Source organism: Stutzerimonas kunmingensis (genome assembly GCF_014764705.1).
In the GTDB taxonomy this organism is placed as follows: Bacteria; Pseudomonadota; Gammaproteobacteria; order Pseudomonadales; family Pseudomonadaceae; genus Stutzerimonas.
The window spans coordinates 66,077-81,776 of the sequence record NZ_JACXXG010000021.1 but is presented as its reverse complement, the minus strand read 5'-3'; the positions used below and the strand labels follow the sequence as shown (position 1 = coordinate 81,776).

At 62.5% G+C, this 15,700-nt stretch carries 18 protein-coding genes; 12 read left to right on the top strand and 6 right to left on the bottom strand.

What is annotated here, in order from left to right; genetic code table 11:
• Positions 1-350 precede the first annotated feature (350 nt).
• Genes IEG05_RS15860 through IEG05_RS15850 form a run of 3 tightly spaced genes read left to right on the top strand, consistent with a single transcriptional unit; the run spans position 351 to position 3,586 of the window.
• Positions 351-2,066, top strand: a complete 1,716-nt coding sequence (locus IEG05_RS15860) for a proline--tRNA ligase (protein WP_046618796.1) — start codon at positions 351-353, stop codon at positions 2,064-2,066.
• Positions 2,067-2,075: 9 nt separating this feature from the next.
• Positions 2,076-3,008, top strand: a complete 933-nt coding sequence (locus IEG05_RS15855; RefSeq protein ID WP_046618798.1) for a hypothetical protein — start codon at positions 2,076-2,078, stop codon at positions 3,006-3,008.
• 5 nt (positions 3,009-3,013) lie between these two features.
• Entirely contained in the window at positions 3,014-3,586 is a 573-nt protein-coding gene (locus IEG05_RS15850; RefSeq protein WP_003299043.1) for a lytic transglycosylase domain-containing protein, read from the top strand.
• 23 nt (positions 3,587-3,609) lie between these two features.
• On the opposite strand, the gene IEG05_RS15845 is transcribed toward IEG05_RS15850, so the two are convergent.
• Positions 3,610-4,068 carry a TlpA family protein disulfide reductase gene (locus IEG05_RS15845; protein ID WP_046618800.1) on the bottom strand — a complete coding sequence of 153 codons (459 nt, stop codon included), beginning with the start codon at positions 4,066-4,068 and terminating at the stop codon, positions 3,610-3,612.
• Between the two features lie 226 nt (positions 4,069-4,294).
• Between IEG05_RS15845 and IEG05_RS15840 the strand changes: the two genes are divergently transcribed.
• Complete coding sequence (locus tag IEG05_RS15840; protein ID WP_003299046.1) at positions 4,295-4,687, top strand: hypothetical protein; 393 nt, start codon at positions 4,295-4,297, stop codon at positions 4,685-4,687.
• A gap of 1 nt (position 4,688) precedes the next feature.
• On the opposite strand, the gene IEG05_RS15835 is transcribed toward IEG05_RS15840, so the two are convergent.
• Positions 4,689-4,886 (bottom strand): hypothetical protein, encoded by a 198-nt coding sequence (locus IEG05_RS15835; RefSeq protein WP_046618803.1) that lies wholly within the window; start codon positions 4,884-4,886, stop codon positions 4,689-4,691.
• 138 nt (positions 4,887-5,024) lie between these two features.
• Complete coding sequence (locus IEG05_RS15830) at positions 5,025-6,257, bottom strand: virulence factor BrkB family protein (RefSeq protein ID WP_014821053.1); 1,233 nt, start codon at positions 6,255-6,257, stop codon at positions 5,025-5,027.
• 165 nt (positions 6,258-6,422) lie between these two features.
• Here IEG05_RS15830 and arsC point away from each other — a divergent pair, with 165 nt between their 5' ends.
• The 3 genes from arsC to IEG05_RS15815 are packed head-to-tail and all read left to right on the top strand — an operon-like array spanning position 6,423 to position 7,781.
• Positions 6,423-6,776, top strand: coding sequence for an arsenate reductase (glutaredoxin) (gene arsC, locus IEG05_RS15825; protein ID WP_046618804.1), 354 nt, complete (start codon positions 6,423-6,425; stop codon positions 6,774-6,776).
• A complete protein-coding gene (wrbA, locus tag IEG05_RS15820) occupies positions 6,773-7,378 on the top strand; it encodes an NAD(P)H:quinone oxidoreductase (RefSeq protein WP_023446272.1) in 606 nt (201 codons plus the stop codon). Before arsC ends, wrbA begins: the two co-directional genes overlap by 4 nt.
• Positions 7,371-7,781, top strand: coding sequence for a DUF2069 domain-containing protein (locus IEG05_RS15815; RefSeq protein ID WP_014821056.1), 411 nt, complete (start codon positions 7,371-7,373; stop codon positions 7,779-7,781). The genes wrbA and IEG05_RS15815 overlap by 8 nt, the downstream gene beginning before the upstream one ends.
• Before the next feature lie 215 nt (positions 7,782-7,996).
• Here IEG05_RS15815 and hda read toward each other — a convergent pair whose 3' ends face one another.
• Genes hda through IEG05_RS15800 form a run of 3 tightly spaced genes read right to left on the bottom strand, consistent with a single transcriptional unit; the run spans position 7,997 to position 10,900 of the window.
• Entirely contained in the window at positions 7,997-8,701 is a 705-nt protein-coding gene (gene hda / locus IEG05_RS15810; protein ID WP_023446273.1) for a DnaA regulatory inactivator Hda, read from the bottom strand.
• Positions 8,698-9,789: an AI-2E family transporter gene (locus tag IEG05_RS15805; protein ID WP_023446274.1), complete on the bottom strand. Its 1,092-nt coding sequence runs from the start codon at positions 9,787-9,789 to the stop codon at positions 8,698-8,700. The genes hda and IEG05_RS15805 overlap by 4 nt, the downstream gene beginning before the upstream one ends.
• Positions 9,790-9,841: 52 nt before the next feature.
• Positions 9,842-10,900, bottom strand: a complete 1,059-nt coding sequence (locus IEG05_RS15800; RefSeq protein ID WP_046618807.1) for a DUF2066 domain-containing protein — start codon at positions 10,898-10,900, stop codon at positions 9,842-9,844.
• A gap of 380 nt (positions 10,901-11,280) precedes the next feature.
• Between IEG05_RS15800 and purM the strand changes: the two genes are divergently transcribed.
• Genes purM through dapC form a run of 5 tightly spaced genes read left to right on the top strand, consistent with a single transcriptional unit; the run spans position 11,281 to position 15,672 of the window.
• On the top strand, positions 11,281-12,339 hold the full coding sequence (purM, locus tag IEG05_RS15795; RefSeq protein ID WP_046618808.1) for a phosphoribosylformylglycinamidine cyclo-ligase: 1,059 nt from the start codon (positions 11,281-11,283) through the stop codon (positions 12,337-12,339).
• Positions 12,339-12,986 (top strand): phosphoribosylglycinamide formyltransferase, encoded by a 648-nt coding sequence (gene purN, locus IEG05_RS15790; protein ID WP_046618809.1) that lies wholly within the window; start codon positions 12,339-12,341, stop codon positions 12,984-12,986. The genes purM and purN overlap by 1 nt, the downstream gene beginning before the upstream one ends.
• A gap of 8 nt (positions 12,987-12,994) precedes the next feature.
• Entirely contained in the window at positions 12,995-13,705 is a 711-nt protein-coding gene (locus tag IEG05_RS15785) for a DUF3108 domain-containing protein (protein ID WP_023446278.1), read from the top strand.
• Between the two features lie 54 nt (positions 13,706-13,759).
• Positions 13,760-14,425: a COG3650 family protein gene (locus tag IEG05_RS15780; protein WP_046618811.1), complete on the top strand. Its 666-nt coding sequence runs from the start codon at positions 13,760-13,762 to the stop codon at positions 14,423-14,425.
• A gap of 50 nt (positions 14,426-14,475) precedes the next feature.
• The gene (dapC, locus tag IEG05_RS15775; protein ID WP_046618812.1) at positions 14,476-15,672 is read left to right on the top strand and encodes a succinyldiaminopimelate transaminase; all 1,197 of its coding nucleotides are present in this window, start codon (positions 14,476-14,478) and stop codon (positions 15,670-15,672) included.
• Positions 15,673-15,700: the final 28 nt, after the last annotated feature.

The following is a 15,700-nucleotide window of genomic DNA, read 5'->3' as shown; positions in this document are numbered from 1 at the left end:
CTGGAAAGGCGTGTTCGCTCGGTCATGAGACGATTGCAATTACGCCCTCAAAGAATCCGTTCTTATTTCCGGCATCCACGTATCGCCTACGCAGCATGATTTGGTGTATTTGATTGCCGGGTTAATACTACAGCCCGGACCTGAACGAGATCCGTGCATTCATCGAATACCCGCTGAGCATCCTGTAACCCAGGCGCTCGGACCATTCGATGCAAACGGAGCCCGGCGAAAGCCGGGCTCTTTCGTTTCGCCGCACATCCAGCGCGGCGCCCCGTCCTGTACGCCGCAATGCGCGCGCCGTACAATGCCGAGCCAAATTCCAGCCTCTTCTGCAAGGACACAACGGCCACATGCGCACCAGTCAGTTCCTGCTCTCGACCCTCAAAGAAACCCCATCCGATGCAGTGGTCATCAGTCACCAACTGATGCTGCGTGCCGGGATGATTCGCAAGCTGGCGTCCGGTCTCTACACCTGGATGCCGATGGGGCTGCGTGCGCTGCGAAAGGCCGAGGCCATCGTTCGCGAGGAAATGAACAAGGCAGGCGCCCTGGAAGTACTGATGCCGGCCATTCAGCCAGCCGAGCTCTGGCAGGAGTCCGGCCGCTGGGAGCAGTACGGCCCGGAGCTGCTGCGTCTGAAGGACCGCCACAATCGCGAATTCTGTGTCGGCCCGACCCACGAAGAGGTCATCACCGACCTGGCACGCAACGAGCTTCACAGCTACAAGCAGCTGCCGATCAACTTCTATCAGATCCAGACCAAGTTCCGCGACGAAATCCGTCCGCGCTTCGGCCTCATGCGCGGCCGCGAGTTCCTGATGAAGGACGCCTACTCCTTCCACCTGTCCCAGGAATCGCTGCAGGAAACCTACGACCGCATGCACGAGGCGTACTGCAATGTCTTCACTCGCCTCGGGCTCGACTTCCGTCCGGTGCAAGCCGACACCGGCTCCATCGGCGGAACCGGCTCGCACGAGTTCCACGTACTGGCTGAGTCTGGCGAAGACGACATCGCGTTCAGCGACACCTCCGACTACGCCGCCAACATCGAGAAGGCCGAAGCCATTCCGCGCGAAACCGATCGTGCGGCACCAAGCGAAGAAATGCGCCTGGTAGACACACCGAATGCCAAGACGATCATCGAACTCGTCGAGCAGTTCGGCCTCGCCATCGAGAAAACGGTAAAAACGCTGGTCGTTCATGGCGTCGAAGAAGGCCAACTGATCGCCCTCATCGTACGCGGCGACCACGAACTCAACGAGATCAAGGCCGCCAACCTGGAGCAGGTTGCCAGCCCGCTGGTATTCGCCTCGGAAGCGGAAATCCGTACTGCCATTGGCGCGGGTCCCGGCTCGCTGGGCCCACTGAACCTGACGATTCCCTGTGTGATCGACCGTTCTGTCGCGCTGATGAGCGATTTTGGTGCCGGCGCCAACGTCGACGACAAGCACTACTTCGGCCTGAACTGGGAGCGGGACCTGCCGCTACCGCAGATCGCCGATCTGCGTAATGTGGTTGCCGGTGATCCGAGCCCGGACGGACAGGGGAATCTGGTAATCAAACGCGGTATCGAGGTCGGCCATATCTTCCAGCTGGGCACCAAGTACAGCGAGGCGATGAACTGCCGGGTGATGGGCGAGAACGGCAAACCGGCCACTCTGATCATGGGCTGCTACGGCATCGGCGTATCCCGCGTGGTTGCCGCGGCGATCGAGCAGAACTACGACGACCGCGGCATTCTCTGGCCAGATGCGCTCGCGCCTTTCCAGATCGCCCTGGTACCGATGAAGTACGAAAATGAAGCGGTTCGTGAGGCTACCGACCGACTCTACGCCGAACTCACCGCAGCAGGTTACGAAGTGCTGCTCGACGATCGTGACAAAAAGACCAGCCCCGGCGTCAAATTCGCCGACATGGAGCTGATCGGCATCCCGCACCGCATTGTCATCAGTGATCGCGGGCTGGCCGACGGCACCCTGGAATACAAGCACCGCCGCGACGCGCAGCCTCAGCCAGTCGCGACTGCTGACATCCTGTCCTTCATCAACTCGCGTGCTCATCGCTGATCGGAAATCATGCTCAACCGACGTTTTGTCGTTTCAACCAGCGCCGCGCTTTGCGCGGCGTTGCTACTTGGCGGCTGCGCCAATCACTTGCCGCAGCGCAGCGAGCACGAGGCGCGTGTCGAGCGCAAACTGCTCGACCACAGCCTACGCATCGAACTCGGTGAACCCCAGGTGCTCGAACTGCCGCAGCGGCGTATCCGAGTGCAAGAGCAGATGACATTCGAAGTCACCGATTTTGAAGTAACCCGCCGTTACGATCGCTATACGCCTTACCAGCCCTGGCGAGAGCTGTACGAGATTCCGCTGGGCGTCGTCGCAGTGGTCGCCGGCGTAGGCGCAAACGTGCTCAACGTGGTGATGCTAGGCAACATGCCAGAGAGCGCGACTCGCGACTGGATCAGCTACGGCTTCGCCGGCATCAACCCGTTCATGAACGCCGAGTCCAATGGCCGCTCGCAGCAGAACCTGGCCAGCCTCGACGAGCAACGCCGGGATGCGCGGCTCGAGTACACCAGCCTGCCTTGGGCGGAGCGTCCGGTGCTCGTCAGCGCCGGTCCGCACACTCACGAGCTGTCGACCGATCGTCACGGCGTCTTGCGCCTGAATCTTCTCGACGGGCCGTTCGCTGATCAGGACGTCACGCAGATCGGCAAGTTGCAGCTGTCGGTTGAGGATGAACAGGATGGCACCCGGGCCGAGGCCACGCTGTTGGTCAGTCACAAGCTGCGCGGCAAGCTGCAAGAAGCTCACAACCTGATCTTCGATGACCTGGAAGGCGACGACGTCGCGCAATGGGTGCATCGCGTCCGGCGCCTGTCCGAACTTGGTCTGGAAGAAGAAGCCAGCGAACTGGAGCAGAGCCTGATCGAGCTGACGCGCAACGATCCCGAACTGCAACAGCACTTTCTGCAAAATCTGATCGAAGGCAGCAACGGAAACTGAAGCCGATGAAGACGCCTGCTCTTCTTCTCGCATTGCTGCTGGTGAGCGCCCTGCCGGCAGCAGCCAATATCCGTCAAGCGCCCGAACCCGAACTCCGCGACCTCATGCAGAGGACAGTCGCTGAGGCGGACAGCTTTCAGGATCGCTTCGATGCAGAGGTCTGGCTGGTCGACATGTCCGGCCGACTCAAGCGCTACATCCCCGATGCCGAAGAGCGGCTGTCACTGCTCCGGCTGGTGCATCGCGAGGCGAGCAAGGCGGGCCTGAAGCCGGAACTGGTGTTGGCGCTGATCCATGCCGAAAGCCTATTCGACCGATTTGCAATCTCCAGCGTTGGCGCACAGGGCATGATGCAGGTGATGCCATTCTGGAAAGCGGAACTGGGTCGACCGCAAGACAACCTCACCGACAACGCCACCAATCTTCGCTATGGCTGCACCATCCTCAGCTATTACCTGAACAAGGAAAATGGCGACATCAACCGGGCGCTCGCGCGCTACAACGGCAGCCTCGGGCAGAATCGCTATCCGGCCAAGGTGATCGGCTTCTGGCAGGATTTCTGGTACGTCAAACCCTGAGTCACTAGACGGGCCACCCCGGGCTACTCGCCCTTCAGCCGCGCCAGATGCACAAGGATGCCCTCGGCAGTCTGTTCGCCAACCAGGCGCTTGCGCACCTTCCCCTGGTCGTCAACCAGATAGGTCACCGGCAGCACCTCGCTACGCGGCAATTGCAGACGCTCGGCGGGATCATCACTGAGCACGCGAAAGTCGATACCCAGCGCCTTGGCGGCCTGAGCGAGCTCTTCGCCGCGCAACTCGTCGAAGTTCACACCCAACACTGCCAGTCCCTGCTCGGTTTCGGCCAAGGCGTTCAGCTCCGGAATCTCGGTGCGGCAGGGACCGCACCATTCGGCCCAGTAATTGATCAGCAGCCACTGCCCCTGCAGCTGTGCCGCAGTTACTTCACGCCCGTGCTGGTCGATCCCCCAATCCTTTTCGCAGGCAGACAGGAACAGGCAGCTCAGCAGGAGCAGCAACGAGGCGATCGGTTTGGTCATGGTGCTTATTCCTTAACGTATACGGCCCGAGGATACCGCTGCGTTGCAGTCAAGGCACGCCTGGGACGACCCGATCCTGACGCAGACCGTGGCGGCGCCAAGTAACCGTCGCGCTTTTCGCCGTTATGCGAGTCCGATCACGCGTGGCGGCGCTCAAGTGCACAGTTTTGTCGGACCTGCACTGCCTATAATTCCGCACCCACCACCGTATGCCAGTAGCGAAGCCATGTCCCAACTCCACGACAAACTGATCGGCACCGTACCCTCACGCATCGTCGAGCAAGCCGCCATCGCCCTCACTACCTATGACGGGCGCGTAGCTGAATTCAATGTCGCCAGCTGGTTGCAGCTGCAGGGACACGCAGGGCTCATGGTGTCTCTCGTCGCCAAATATCGTGATGGACAGCAGCAGCGAGAAGCGATCATTGATCACGGACGCACCGATGGCGCAGGCAAGATCCTGCTGTCCGGCGTCGCGCGGCTACCGGTCCGACACAAGATCGAGGAGTTGCAGATTCACCTGCGTCCTGCCGCCACGGTAGCTGCAATCACCGTCGAAGAGCTGTTCGCTCACCCGGTCGAGCCCGTAGCTGCCGAAATGAAAGCCGTCCAGGCCTGATTCAGCCGCTGACCTTTTTCGGCTCCAACTGCTTGCTTGCCAAAGCGGCGTGCGGCGCGCCGGTTGGAGCATCATCCCTGACGACCAGCGATTCCGGCCATTGCCTAAAGCGAAGACCGGTAAGGCGATTCAATGCCTCGAGCGCCGCGTCTGGCGCTCTCTGGTGCAAATACAGAATGGTGCCGCGCTTGCCGTCCATTACGTCTTCCCCTCAACTACTCCGAGCCATAGCCAGAAGCGTGCCATCACCTCGAAAACGCCGTCATGGCCTGTACGTACGCATCTGATCGCTCGAACAACCTGCCACCGAGCGCAGCGCCTCCACGTAAACACTCCCTTACTGACGATTTTTGTCACCGCCCGATTGCAACCAGTCGGCCAGGCTGCCACTGAACAGGCTGGCCTGTTCCTGCTGCAGTAGCTCCAGTGACTGGCGCAAAGTCGGATACCAGGGTTCGTTCAGCTGCTCGGGCAACGTTACGCGCGCTGACAGTGGCCACGGGTTGCAGCGCAATAGTTTATCCAGACTGTAGTGATTCAGATCTCGACAAAGCACCCAGCCCCCGGAACCCGTCCGACAGACCAGCTGTTCCTGTTCGAAGAAGCCGAGTATGTCGTCCCACTCATCCTCGGGAAGACGCAGACCGGCCCTGTGCAGATCACGCAGGCGCAGCTCCCGTCCCTCCTGCTGACGCTGGTGCAGGTTGCGCAGCAGCATCAGCATGACCAGCAGGCGTGGCAGCGGCCGACGGCGCCATTGCTGCGACGACGACAGGCCGCAGACCAGCTCGGCGCCGAACAGCACGATCATCCAGGACAGATAGACCCATAACAGAAACAGCGGGACAGCCGCGAAAGCGCCGTAGATCAGCTGATAGCTCGGGAAATAGCTGACGTACAGGCCGAACAGCTGCTTGGCCGCCTCGAACAACACTGCGGTGAATACACCACCCACCAACGCATGCCGTAACGGGACACGGGTATTGGGCACCGCGGCGTAGATCAGGGTGAAGGCCGCCACGCTGAGCAGCAATGGCATGACCTTGATCAGCGTGCCGACGCCAATGAGCGCGTACGGCCCCGAGATCAGCGAAAGCGAGGCGATGTAGGTACTGGTGGCGAACCCTGCGCCGAGCAGCAGCGGCCCGAGGCTGAGAATCGCCCAATACAGCAGAAAACTGGACACCCCCCGTCGTGGCTGTCGTACGCGCCAAATGGTATTGAAGGCCTTCTCGATGGTCAGCAGCATCATCAACGCGGTAGCCATGAGAAACCCGACCCCGAACCAGGTGAGTTGCCGCGCCTGGCTGGTGAACGCGAGCAGATACTCCTGAATGGTCGCGCCAGTCGACGGGATGAAGTTGTTGAATATGTAGAACTGGATCTGCTCGCCAACACCTTTGAAAGCGGGAATCGCCGACAGCATGGCGAACGTGACCGTCATCATCGGCACCACGGCGAACAGCGTTGTATAGGTCAAGGCCGCCGCGCTATGCGGACCTTGATCGGACAAAAAGCGCCGGACCAGGAAGCGACCGAACTCGAGGGCATTGTCGATGCGCTGATGCATCCCTTCTCCTTGCTACCGCTGCCTTGAGCCATTGGCTCGACAGCGCTCATCGTCAAAAGACCCGGACAGACCGACAGCCCGCCCGGATCACACGCGCTGCACATTTCGGCGAGCGCCTCGTTGAGGGTTAGAATGGCCACCTCATCCGGCGAGACGCAACCACAAATGACCGAACTCACGCTGTATCACAACCCTCGCTGCTCCAAATCGCGCGGCGCCCTGGAGCTGCTTGAAGCCCGCGGTCTGGCGCCCGAAATCGTGCGCTACCTGGAAACGCCCCCCACCGCAGCCCAACTCTGTGCTCTGCTGGACAAGCTGGGGCTCACCGCCCGGCAACTGCTGCGTACAGGCGAAGAAGAGTACAAAAGCCTCGACCTGGCCAATCCTGAACTCAGCGAAGCAGAACTGATCGACGCCATGATCGAGCACCCTCGCCTGATCGAACGCCCGATCCTGGTCGCGGGCAACAAGGCGATCATCGGCCGCCCGCCGGAAAAAGTGCTGGAGATCTTGCCGTGAGCACGCCCTACATTCTGGTGCTGTACTACAGCCGCCACGGCGCTACAGCCGAAATGGCCAGACAAATTGCTCGCGGCGTGGAAATGGCTGGGCTGGAAGCGCGTCTGCGCACTGTACCTGCCGTGTCCACCGAGTGCGAAGCGGTCGCGCCCACCATTCCCGACGCCGGTGCACTGTATGCGACCCTCGAAGACCTGAAGAATTGCGCCGGCCTTGCGCTAGGTAGCCCCACTCGCTTCGGCAATATGGCGGCCCCCCTGAAATACTTCCTCGACGGCACCAGCGGCCTGTGGCTGACCGGCGAGTTGGTCGGCAAGCCAGCCGGCGTGTTCACCTCGACCTCCAGCTTGCACGGCGGACAGGAAAGCACGCTGCTGTCGATGCTGCTGCCGCTGCTGCACCACGGAATGCTGGTGCTCGGCCTGCCTTACAGCGAGAACGGGCTGCTGGAAACCCGCGGTGGTGGCACGCCTTACGGCCCTAGTCACCATGCCGGTGCGGACGGCAAGCGTTTGCTCGACGAACATGAAATCGCCCTCTGCCGCGCCCTCGGGCAGCGCCTGGCACACACGGCACAGCGGCTGGAGATGTCCCTTGGCTAAGAAGCGTAAACCGCTGCCATCACTGGAGTGGCTGACCCCGCGGGTCAAATCCAGCCGAGCGATAAGCCTTGCCAGCTTCATCGGCCTCGCAGTGCTACTGGTCGTCTGGAACCTGGCCTTTGCCGACCTGCACGGAGCCAGAACCTGGGTTGTCGTCAGCATCCAGCTCATTCCACTATTGCTGGTTGCACCAGGGATGATCGCTGGCAGCCCGAGGGCGCACGCCTGGCTCTGCTTTATCGTCAACCTGTACTTCATTCAGGGCGTGCTCGCGGCGATCGACCCGGCGCGGATGATCTACGGCCTGCTGGAGGCCGGACTGAGCCTGACATTGTTCATCGCGGCGCTGCTCTACACCCGCTGGAGCTATCAGTACGAACGCAAGGCCGCGGGCGAGGCGTGAGGGCAGCTGATCACGGCGAAAAACTGCTTCAGTGTTTTCGCCGACGTCGCCTAGTGGCCTGTGCGGTGAGTTGGTTGAGGCAAGTTCGGATGAACGTGGCTGCGAGACAAGGCGCTACGACGAGCCATAGCGGGGCTATGGTAAGAAACAGCAACGCAGTATCGGGGCCATGGGCGCCGAAATTGACCAGCGGAACTTACCAAGCAGGCCACAAGCTACCAGCCGAGCGTTTCCTTGAGGAAAGGGATGGTCAGTTTGCGCTGCGCCTGCAGCGAGGCCTGATCCAGCTGATCGAGCAACTCGAACAGCGCGTTCATGCTGCGTGAGCCACGGGTCAGGATGAAACGACCAACGTCATCCGGCAGATTCAGCCCACGACGCGAGGCTCGCAGCTGCAGGGCGCGTAGCTTGTCCTCGTCGGACAGCTGTTGCAGCTGGAAAACCAGCGCCAGACTCAAACGAGATTTGAGGTCGGGCAGCGCGATCGACAACTCGCGCGGCGAGGCGTCCGCCGCCAGCAATAACCGTCGGCCGGCGTCACGCAGGCGGTTGAACAGATGGAACAACGCCTCCTCCCATACCGCGTCCCCGGCCACCGCATCGAGATCGTCCAGGCAGACCAGCTCGCTCTGCTCGAGGTTGTCGAGCAAGGCCGGACCATATTCGGCCACTTCCGCCAACGGCAGATAGACAGCCAACTCTCCGCGCTCCTCCACCCGCAGGCAGGCAGCTTGCAGCAGATGACTACGACCGACACCGGCCTGCCCCCAGAGATAGATCAACTCATCGGACCAGCCCGCAGCAGGCGAACACAGCCGCTCGACATAGCCGAGTGCGGCTGCATTGGCGCCAGGGTAGAAGTTGGCGAAGGTGGCGTCGTCGCGCAGACGGACGCCCAGGGGGAGCTGGATGGGTTTCATGGCTGGCTGGGTGGTTCGGCCGGTGCACCGGCGGGCTCGGCGTAAAGGTCCGAGAGTTTATAGAGATCGTGCACATGGCGCAGCAGAACCATGATCACCGCCGCCACCGGCAGTGCCAGCAGCACACCGGTAAAACCGAACAGCTGACCACCGGCGAGCACCGCAAAAATCACCGCCACCGGATGCAGCCCAATGCGGTCGCCGACCAGTAACGGCGTCAGCAGCATCCCCTCGAGCATCTGCCCTACCGTGAATACCGCCGCCACGCCCAGCAGCGGGTAAGGTGCCAGCCCGAACTGAAAGAGCACAGCGACCACCGCCGCACCGATGCCGACGACGAAGCCCATATAGGGCACGATGCTGGCGAGGCCGGCGAGGACGCCTATCAACAGCCCCAGTTCGAGCCCGACCAGCATGAGGCCGGACGCATAGATGATTGCCAATGCCAGCATGACCAGCAACTGGCCGCGGAGGAATGCGCCGATCACCTCATGGCACTCGCTCATCAGACGCACCACCATGCCCTCACCGCGGCGCGGCAGCAGGCTGCGCAGCTTGAGCATGATCAAATCCCAGTCGCGCATCAGATAGAAGCTCACCACCGGTATGAGCAGCAGGTTGCCGATCCATGCCAGCAGGGCCAGCCCCGACGCGGTGGCTCGGCTCAACACCACGCCGAGGACGTCAGTGGTGCTGCCCAGGTGTGCAGCGAATGCGGCCTTCAGCTGATCGAGACGCCAGAAATTGTCTTCCAGCCCGAACTGCGCCTGCACCCAGGGCAACGCCTGATGCTGCAACCAGTCCAGCGCCAGCGGCGCCAGCTGGTAGAGCTTCACCAGCTGCTTGCCGAGCATAGGCAGCAACACCAGCAACATCAGCAACATCAGCAGACTGAACAGGGCGAATACGACGATCACCCCCCAGGTACGCGAAAGCCCCCAGCGCTCCAGGCGATCGACCAGCGGATCTCCGAGATAGGCCAGCAGGATGCCGATGAGAAAAGGGGTGAGGATCGGCGTCAGCAGATATACCAGCCAGGCGCACAAGAGCACGCCTGCCAGCCAGAGCCAGCGGTTCGAATCGTTCATGGTCACTCTATGCCTTCCGTGCAGGACAGTCGCCGATATAGGAATTGCGTCATCACCAGCGGTAACGCATCACCGTGCCGCTCTCGGGCGACGCAGGCGCATTGTCGGGCTCGTCAACCACACCGCCCTCATCCATCGGCTGCCGTGCATCCAGCGGCGCTTCGTCTTCGGCGACTTCCTGCAAACGCGCCAGTGCCAGCTGAGCGCGCAACTGCTCCGGACTGGCGTTGACGCGATAGACCAGGCGATCACTTTCCACCCGCAGCAGGTTGCCACCAAAGGGTTCGAGCAAGCGATCCAGCTCCGCGAACCTCGCGACATCGGCCCCCAGGATCTCCAGGGTGATGTCCGACGCGGCGCCTGGCGCAACCACATAGCGTGGCGCCAGGTACTCACTGACGGACAGCATTACCGCGTCCGCCAGTCCCTCGAGGGTTTCCTCCTCAGCCTTGCCGTCGCGCTGCTCGTCGTCGAGCCAGACGTTCCACTGCGCCTGCCAGCGGGAATCGGCTTCTCGCGCATGGACCGCCAGCAGTACGTCGGCATCGTAGCGCTCGGACGCCTCGCCCAGCGTCTCCCGGCTGTTCGCGCCGAATGCGTCCGGCGTTGCCAGCAGCTGTTCGGACAGATCCGCCAGCGGCAGGCGCAACGGCAGGCCACGGTGCTGCGCGGCGGCACGCACTGGCGCTGCGCTGCGCTGATCGTCGCCAAGCAACTGGGTGCCCTCGACCCGCTCGTTCAGCCACCAGACCAGAAGCGTCGGCCGGTTCGCACCCCACAGCGACAAGCCGGCACTACGCAGGCTGCGCTCCGTGGTGCCTGGATCGAAGTCGACGACGATATGGTCATGCTCGTAACCATACTTGCTGATCAGTTGCTGCGGGTCCTTGCGCAGCTCAGCGACGGCCTCGCGCTTGCTTGCCTGCGCATCGCCGGTCAGGCGCAACAGCAAGGTATCGAAAGCCCGCTGCAACGCAGCTGCGCGCTCCTCGCTCTGCTCACCGGAAACAGGCTCTCGCACCTGATACAGACCCTTGAGCTGTTCGGCCTGACCGGGCAATGACGCCCCCAGCGCAAGGCACAGAATGAGTAAGCGGTAGACAAGGCGCATGATTGATTCTCGCAGGCCGCCGGACCCCGGGGCAGGAAGTAGAGGAAACAGGACGCTACACCTTAAACAGCCGGCCCAGAGCCGGCAACCGCCTACCTCACAGATGCCCGACTCAAAATGCGGCCCGCCCGCGCCATCGCAGCTGCCGGGATGGCCGCTGCGCGGCAAGCCTGATAAAATCGCGCGCTTTCCGCAGACCGGTTCCGGCGCTTGTACGAGCCCGGCATTCAGTACCCAGGCAAACGCGACGCAGGTGGATTCAGCCCCGGCGTCAACCGGCCACTCTGGTGACAACACCAGTCGCCGGAAACGATTAGCCCTGGCGTGGATGCAGCACCTGACCGGTCGACACCCGCACTCCTTTCACAGGTCCGGACTCTATGAGCAAGCAACCCTCCCTCAGCTACAAGGACGCTGGCGTCGATATCGATGCAGGCGAAGCGCTGGTCGAACGCATCAAAGGCGTGGCCAAGCGCACCGCACGACCTGAGGTAATGGGCGGCCTGGGCGGCTTCGGCGCCCTGTGCGAAATCCCGGCAGGCTACAAGCAGCCGGTGCTGGTATCCGGTACCGACGGTGTCGGCACCAAGCTGCGCCTGGCACTGAATCTGAACAAGCACGACAGCATCGGCCAGGATCTGGTCGCCATGTGCGTCAACGACCTGGTGGTCTGTGGCGCCGAGCCGCTGTTCTTCCTCGACTACTACGCCACCGGCAAGCTCAACGTCGACGTGGCCGCCACCGTGGTGACCGGCATCGGTGCCGGCTGCGAACTGGCCGGCTGTTCGCTGGTAGGCGGCGAAACCGCCGAGATGCCCGGCATGTACGAGGGTGAAGACTACGACCTGGCCGGCTTCTGCGTCGGCGTTGTGGAGAAGAGCGAGATCATCGACGGCTCGAAAGTCGCCGCGGGCGACGCGCTGATCGCCCTGCCCTCCTCCGGCCCGCACTCCAACGGCTACTCACTGATTCGCAAGATCCTCGAAGTGTCCGCCACCGACATCGAGAACACCCAGCTGGACGGCAAGCCGCTGGCCGACCTGCTGATGGCGCCGACGCGCATCTACGTCAAGCCGCTGCTCAAGCTAATCAAGGACACCAGTGCGGTCAAGGCCATGGCCCACATCACCGGCGGCGGCCTGCTCGACAACATCCCACGGGTACTGCCTGACAACGCCCAGGCGATCATCGACGTCGCCAGCTGGCAGCGCCCGGCAGTGTTCGACTTCCTGCAGGAAAAAGGCAACGTCGACGAACACGAAATGCACCGCGTGCTCAACTGTGGCGTCGGCATGGTCATCTGCGTCGCCCAGGATCAGGTCGAGCCGGCCCTGGCCAATCTGCGCGCATCCGGCGAATCGCCCTGGGTGATCGGTACGATCGCCACCGCGGCGCAAGATGCCGAACGAGTCCAGCTGAACAACCTGAAACAGCACTGATGACCGCAAGCTGCAATGTGGTGGTGCTGATTTCAGGGTCCGGCAGCAATCTGCAGGCGCTGATCGACAGCCAGGCCGAAGACAATCCGGCGCGTATCCGCGCCGTGATTTCCAACCGGGCCGATGCATTCGGCCTGACGCGGGCGCAAGACGCCGACATCCCCACAGCAGTGCTCGATCACAAGGCCTTCGATGGCCGTGATTCGTTCGACGCCGCACTGATGGAAGTAATCGACGAACATGCGCCGGATCTGGTCATCCTCGCCGGGTTCATGCGCATTCTCACGCCAGGCTTCGTCCGCCACTACCAGGGCCGCCTGCTGAACATCCATCCTTCGCTACTGCCCAAGTACAAGGGCCTTGATACCCATCGCAGAGCACTGGAAGCGGGCGACAGCGAACACGGTTGCAGCGTGCATTTTGTCACCGAGGAGCTGGACGGCGGCCCGGTCGCTATCCAGGCGGCACTGGCGGTGGAGCCTGGTGAAGACATCGAGCAGCTGACGCGGCGCGTGCATTCGGCCGAGCACCAGATCTACCCGCTGGCCATGCGCTGGTTCGCCGAAGGGCGCTTGCGCCTCGCCGAACAAGGCGCGATGCTGGACGACGTCAACCTGCCGGCCTCCGGCTATCAGATCAGAATCTAGGAGATACCATGCGTCGCGCTTTGCTGCTCGCTCTCGCCGTGCTGACCCTGCCGGTCCAAGCCCTGGAGCTCAAGCCCTTCTCCGCTAGCTACACCGCCGACTGGAAGCAGGTTCCGGTCAGTGGCACAGCTCAGCGCAGCCTCGAGCAGCTGGACGATGGCAACTGGAGGCTGGATTTCGAGGCCTCCATGCTGGTCGCCAGTCTCAACGAGCGCAGCACGTTCCGCACCGAGGGCGATACCTTCCTGCCACAGACCTATCGCCTCAAGCGCAGCGGCCTGGGCAAGGGCAAGCGTGTCGAGCACCGCTTCGACTGGGACAACAAGCAGGTCGAAGGCAGTGACCGGGGTGATCCGGTCAAGCTTCCGCTGCATCGCGGCTTGCTGGACAAATCCACCTACCAGCTGGCGCTGCAGCAGGAAGTCGCGGCCGGCAAGCAGAGCATGAGCTATCAGGTGGTCGATGGCGACGAGATCGAAACCTACGATTTCCGCGTACTGGGCGAAGACAAGGTCAGCACCAAAGCCGGCCAGGTCGATGCCATCAAGGTCGAGCGCGTGCGCGACCCAACGCAGAGCAAGCGTGAAACCATCCTCTGGTTCGCCAAGGACTGGGACTACCTGCTGGTCCGCCTGCATCAGGTCGAGACGGACGGCAAGGAATACCAGATCATGCTCGAAGAAGGCCGTGTCGGCGGCAAGACCGTCAAAGGCAACTGAGTCATCGCGGCGGGCCTTCGCGACCGCCGCCTCCCACCTGCTTCGAGTTTTCCAATGACCTCTTCACGCCCCCTGCTGATTGCACTGCTCCTGTCCCTGGCCGGTTGCCAGTCATTCTTCGCCGAGCGCCCTCCAGCCAAGGCAGCAACCGAACGCCTGCAAGGTGAAGTTCGACAAGTCGAGGGCCAGCTTCAGTTGCAGAGCTGCCAGGGGCAACGGACGTTGAAACTGCTGAGCCAAGACACCGGGTTGCAGGACGACGCGCAGGTGCTGCTAACCGATGATCAGGATGCACTGTTCGCCGACCTGCGTGGCACCCTCAGTCAGGCCGAACCGGACGGTACTGGCCAACTCACGTTGACCCGCATCTATCGCCTGCAGCGCGAAGGCCACGGCTGTGGCGAGGAGAACTTCAAGCAGATGATCCTGCGCGCCAGCGGTCATGAACCAGGCTGGATGCTGACCGTGACCACCCGCGGCATGCTGCTCGTTCGGCCGGGGCAATCACCGATCGCCCTGCCTTATCTGGAAGAGCAGCTTCCCGGTGGCCAGCTCAGTTTCACCAGCGAGGCCAACCAGCAGCGCCTTGACCTGTGGGTTGCACCGCAGCGCTGTGTCGACAGTGCCAGCGGCACGGTCAGCCACCTGAGCGCAGAGCTCCGTCTGGACGGCCAGACATTGCGCGGTTGCGCCTACTACGGTGGCGCACGCGACGACTGATCTCACGAATGCGGGGCGTTCGCCGCGCTCATCCTGAAAGAACTGCATCCATGAACAACGCCCTGAATCTGCTGCACCCATACCCCTTCGAGAAGCTGCGTGGCCTGCTCGCTGGCGCACAGCCGCCTGCCGACAAGCGTGCCATCGCGCTGTCGATTGGCGAGCCGAAGCATCGCTCGCCGGACTTCGTTGCCCAGGCTCTGGCGGACAACCTTGATCAGCTGGCGGTCTATCCGACCACACTCGGCATTCCGGCGCTGCGCGAAGCCATCGCGCGCTGGTGCGAGCGGCGCTTCGGCCTCGCCGCAGATGCACTGGACCCGGCGCAGCACGTGTTGCCGGTCAACGGTACGCGCGAGGCACTGTTCGCCTTCACCCAGGCCGTGGTGGATCGCTCAGCGGACGGTCTGGTGGTCAGCCCGAATCCGTTCTATCAGATCTACGAAGGCGCAGCCCTGCTCGCCGGCGCCACGCCTCATTACCTGCCATGCCTCGAGCAGAACGGCTTCAACCCGGACTTCGATGCCGTGCCGGTGGATGTCTGGCAGCGCTGCCAGATTCTCTTCCTCTGTTCTCCGGGCAACCCGACCGGTGCGCTGGTGCCGCTGGAGACGCTAAAAAAGCTGATCGCGCTGGCCGACCAGTACGACTTCGTCATTGCCGCCGACGAGTGCTACAGCGAGCTGTACTTCGACGAGGCTAATCCACCTGCGGGGCTGCTTACCGCCTGTGCAGCACTGGGCCGCACCGATTACAAGCGCTGCGTGGTGTTCCATAGCCTGTCGAAGCGCTCGAACCTGCCGGGGCTGCGTTCGGGCTTCGTCGCCGGTGATGCCGAGATCCTCAAGTCCTTCCTGCTCTACCGCACCTATCATGGCTGCGCCATGCCCGTGCAGACCCAGCTAGCGAGCATCGCTGCCTGGAACGACGAGATTCACGTGCGCGCCAACCGGGAGCTGTATCGCGCCAAGTTCGATGCCGTGCTGGAAATACTCGCGCCGGTCATGGACGTGCAACGCCCCGATGGTGGCTTTTATCTGTGGCCGAAAACGCCGATGGACGATCAACAGTTCACCCGCGAGCTGTTCGCCCGCGAGCATGTCACCGTGGTGCCGGGTTCCTACCTGTCGCGCGAAGTGGACGGCATGTCCCCCGGCGTCGGCCGCGTGCGTATGGCACTGGTTGCGCCGCTGGCCGAATGCATCGAGGCGGCGCAACGCATTCGCCACTTCATCGAAACGCTCTGATTGCGCACCGGGCGGTTTGGCCGCCCGG

What these genes read in the sequence shown, in the direction of transcription:
- IEG05_RS15860 (WP_046618796.1), top strand. Translation starts at nt 351, where the DNA reads ATGCGCACCAGTCAGTTCCTGCTCTCGACCCTCAAAGAAACCCCATCC.
- IEG05_RS15840 (WP_003299046.1), top strand. Translation starts at nt 4,295, where the DNA reads ATGTCCCAACTCCACGACAAACTGATCGGCACCGTACCCTCACGCATC.
- IEG05_RS15800 (WP_046618807.1), bottom strand. Translation starts at nt 10,900, where the DNA reads ATGCGCCTTGTCTACCGCTTACTCATTCTGTGCCTTGCGCTGGGGGCG.
- IEG05_RS15830 (WP_014821053.1), bottom strand. Translation starts at nt 6,257, where the DNA reads ATGCATCAGCGCATCGACAATGCCCTCGAGTTCGGTCGCTTCCTGGTC.
- arsC (WP_046618804.1), top strand. Translation starts at nt 6,423, where the DNA reads ATGACCGAACTCACGCTGTATCACAACCCTCGCTGCTCCAAATCGCGC.
- IEG05_RS15785 (WP_023446278.1), top strand. Translation starts at nt 12,995, where the DNA reads ATGCGTCGCGCTTTGCTGCTCGCTCTCGCCGTGCTGACCCTGCCGGTC.
- dapC (WP_046618812.1), top strand. Translation starts at nt 14,476, where the DNA reads ATGAACAACGCCCTGAATCTGCTGCACCCATACCCCTTCGAGAAGCTG.
- IEG05_RS15835 (WP_046618803.1), bottom strand. Translation starts at nt 4,886, where the DNA reads ATGGACGGCAAGCGCGGCACCATTCTGTATTTGCACCAGAGAGCGCCA.
- IEG05_RS15845 (WP_046618800.1), bottom strand. Translation starts at nt 4,068, where the DNA reads ATGACCAAACCGATCGCCTCGTTGCTGCTCCTGCTGAGCTGCCTGTTC.
- purM (WP_046618808.1), top strand. Translation starts at nt 11,281, where the DNA reads ATGAGCAAGCAACCCTCCCTCAGCTACAAGGACGCTGGCGTCGATATC.
- IEG05_RS15855 (WP_046618798.1), top strand. Translation starts at nt 2,076, where the DNA reads ATGCTCAACCGACGTTTTGTCGTTTCAACCAGCGCCGCGCTTTGCGCG.
- IEG05_RS15780 (WP_046618811.1), top strand. Translation starts at nt 13,760, where the DNA reads ATGACCTCTTCACGCCCCCTGCTGATTGCACTGCTCCTGTCCCTGGCC.
- IEG05_RS15805 (WP_023446274.1), bottom strand. Translation starts at nt 9,789, where the DNA reads ATGAACGATTCGAACCGCTGGCTCTGGCTGGCAGGCGTGCTCTTGTGC.
- purN (WP_046618809.1), top strand. Translation starts at nt 12,339, where the DNA reads ATGACCGCAAGCTGCAATGTGGTGGTGCTGATTTCAGGGTCCGGCAGC.
- IEG05_RS15850 (WP_003299043.1), top strand. Translation starts at nt 3,014, where the DNA reads ATGAAGACGCCTGCTCTTCTTCTCGCATTGCTGCTGGTGAGCGCCCTG.
- hda (WP_023446273.1), bottom strand. Translation starts at nt 8,701, where the DNA reads ATGAAACCCATCCAGCTCCCCCTGGGCGTCCGTCTGCGCGACGACGCC.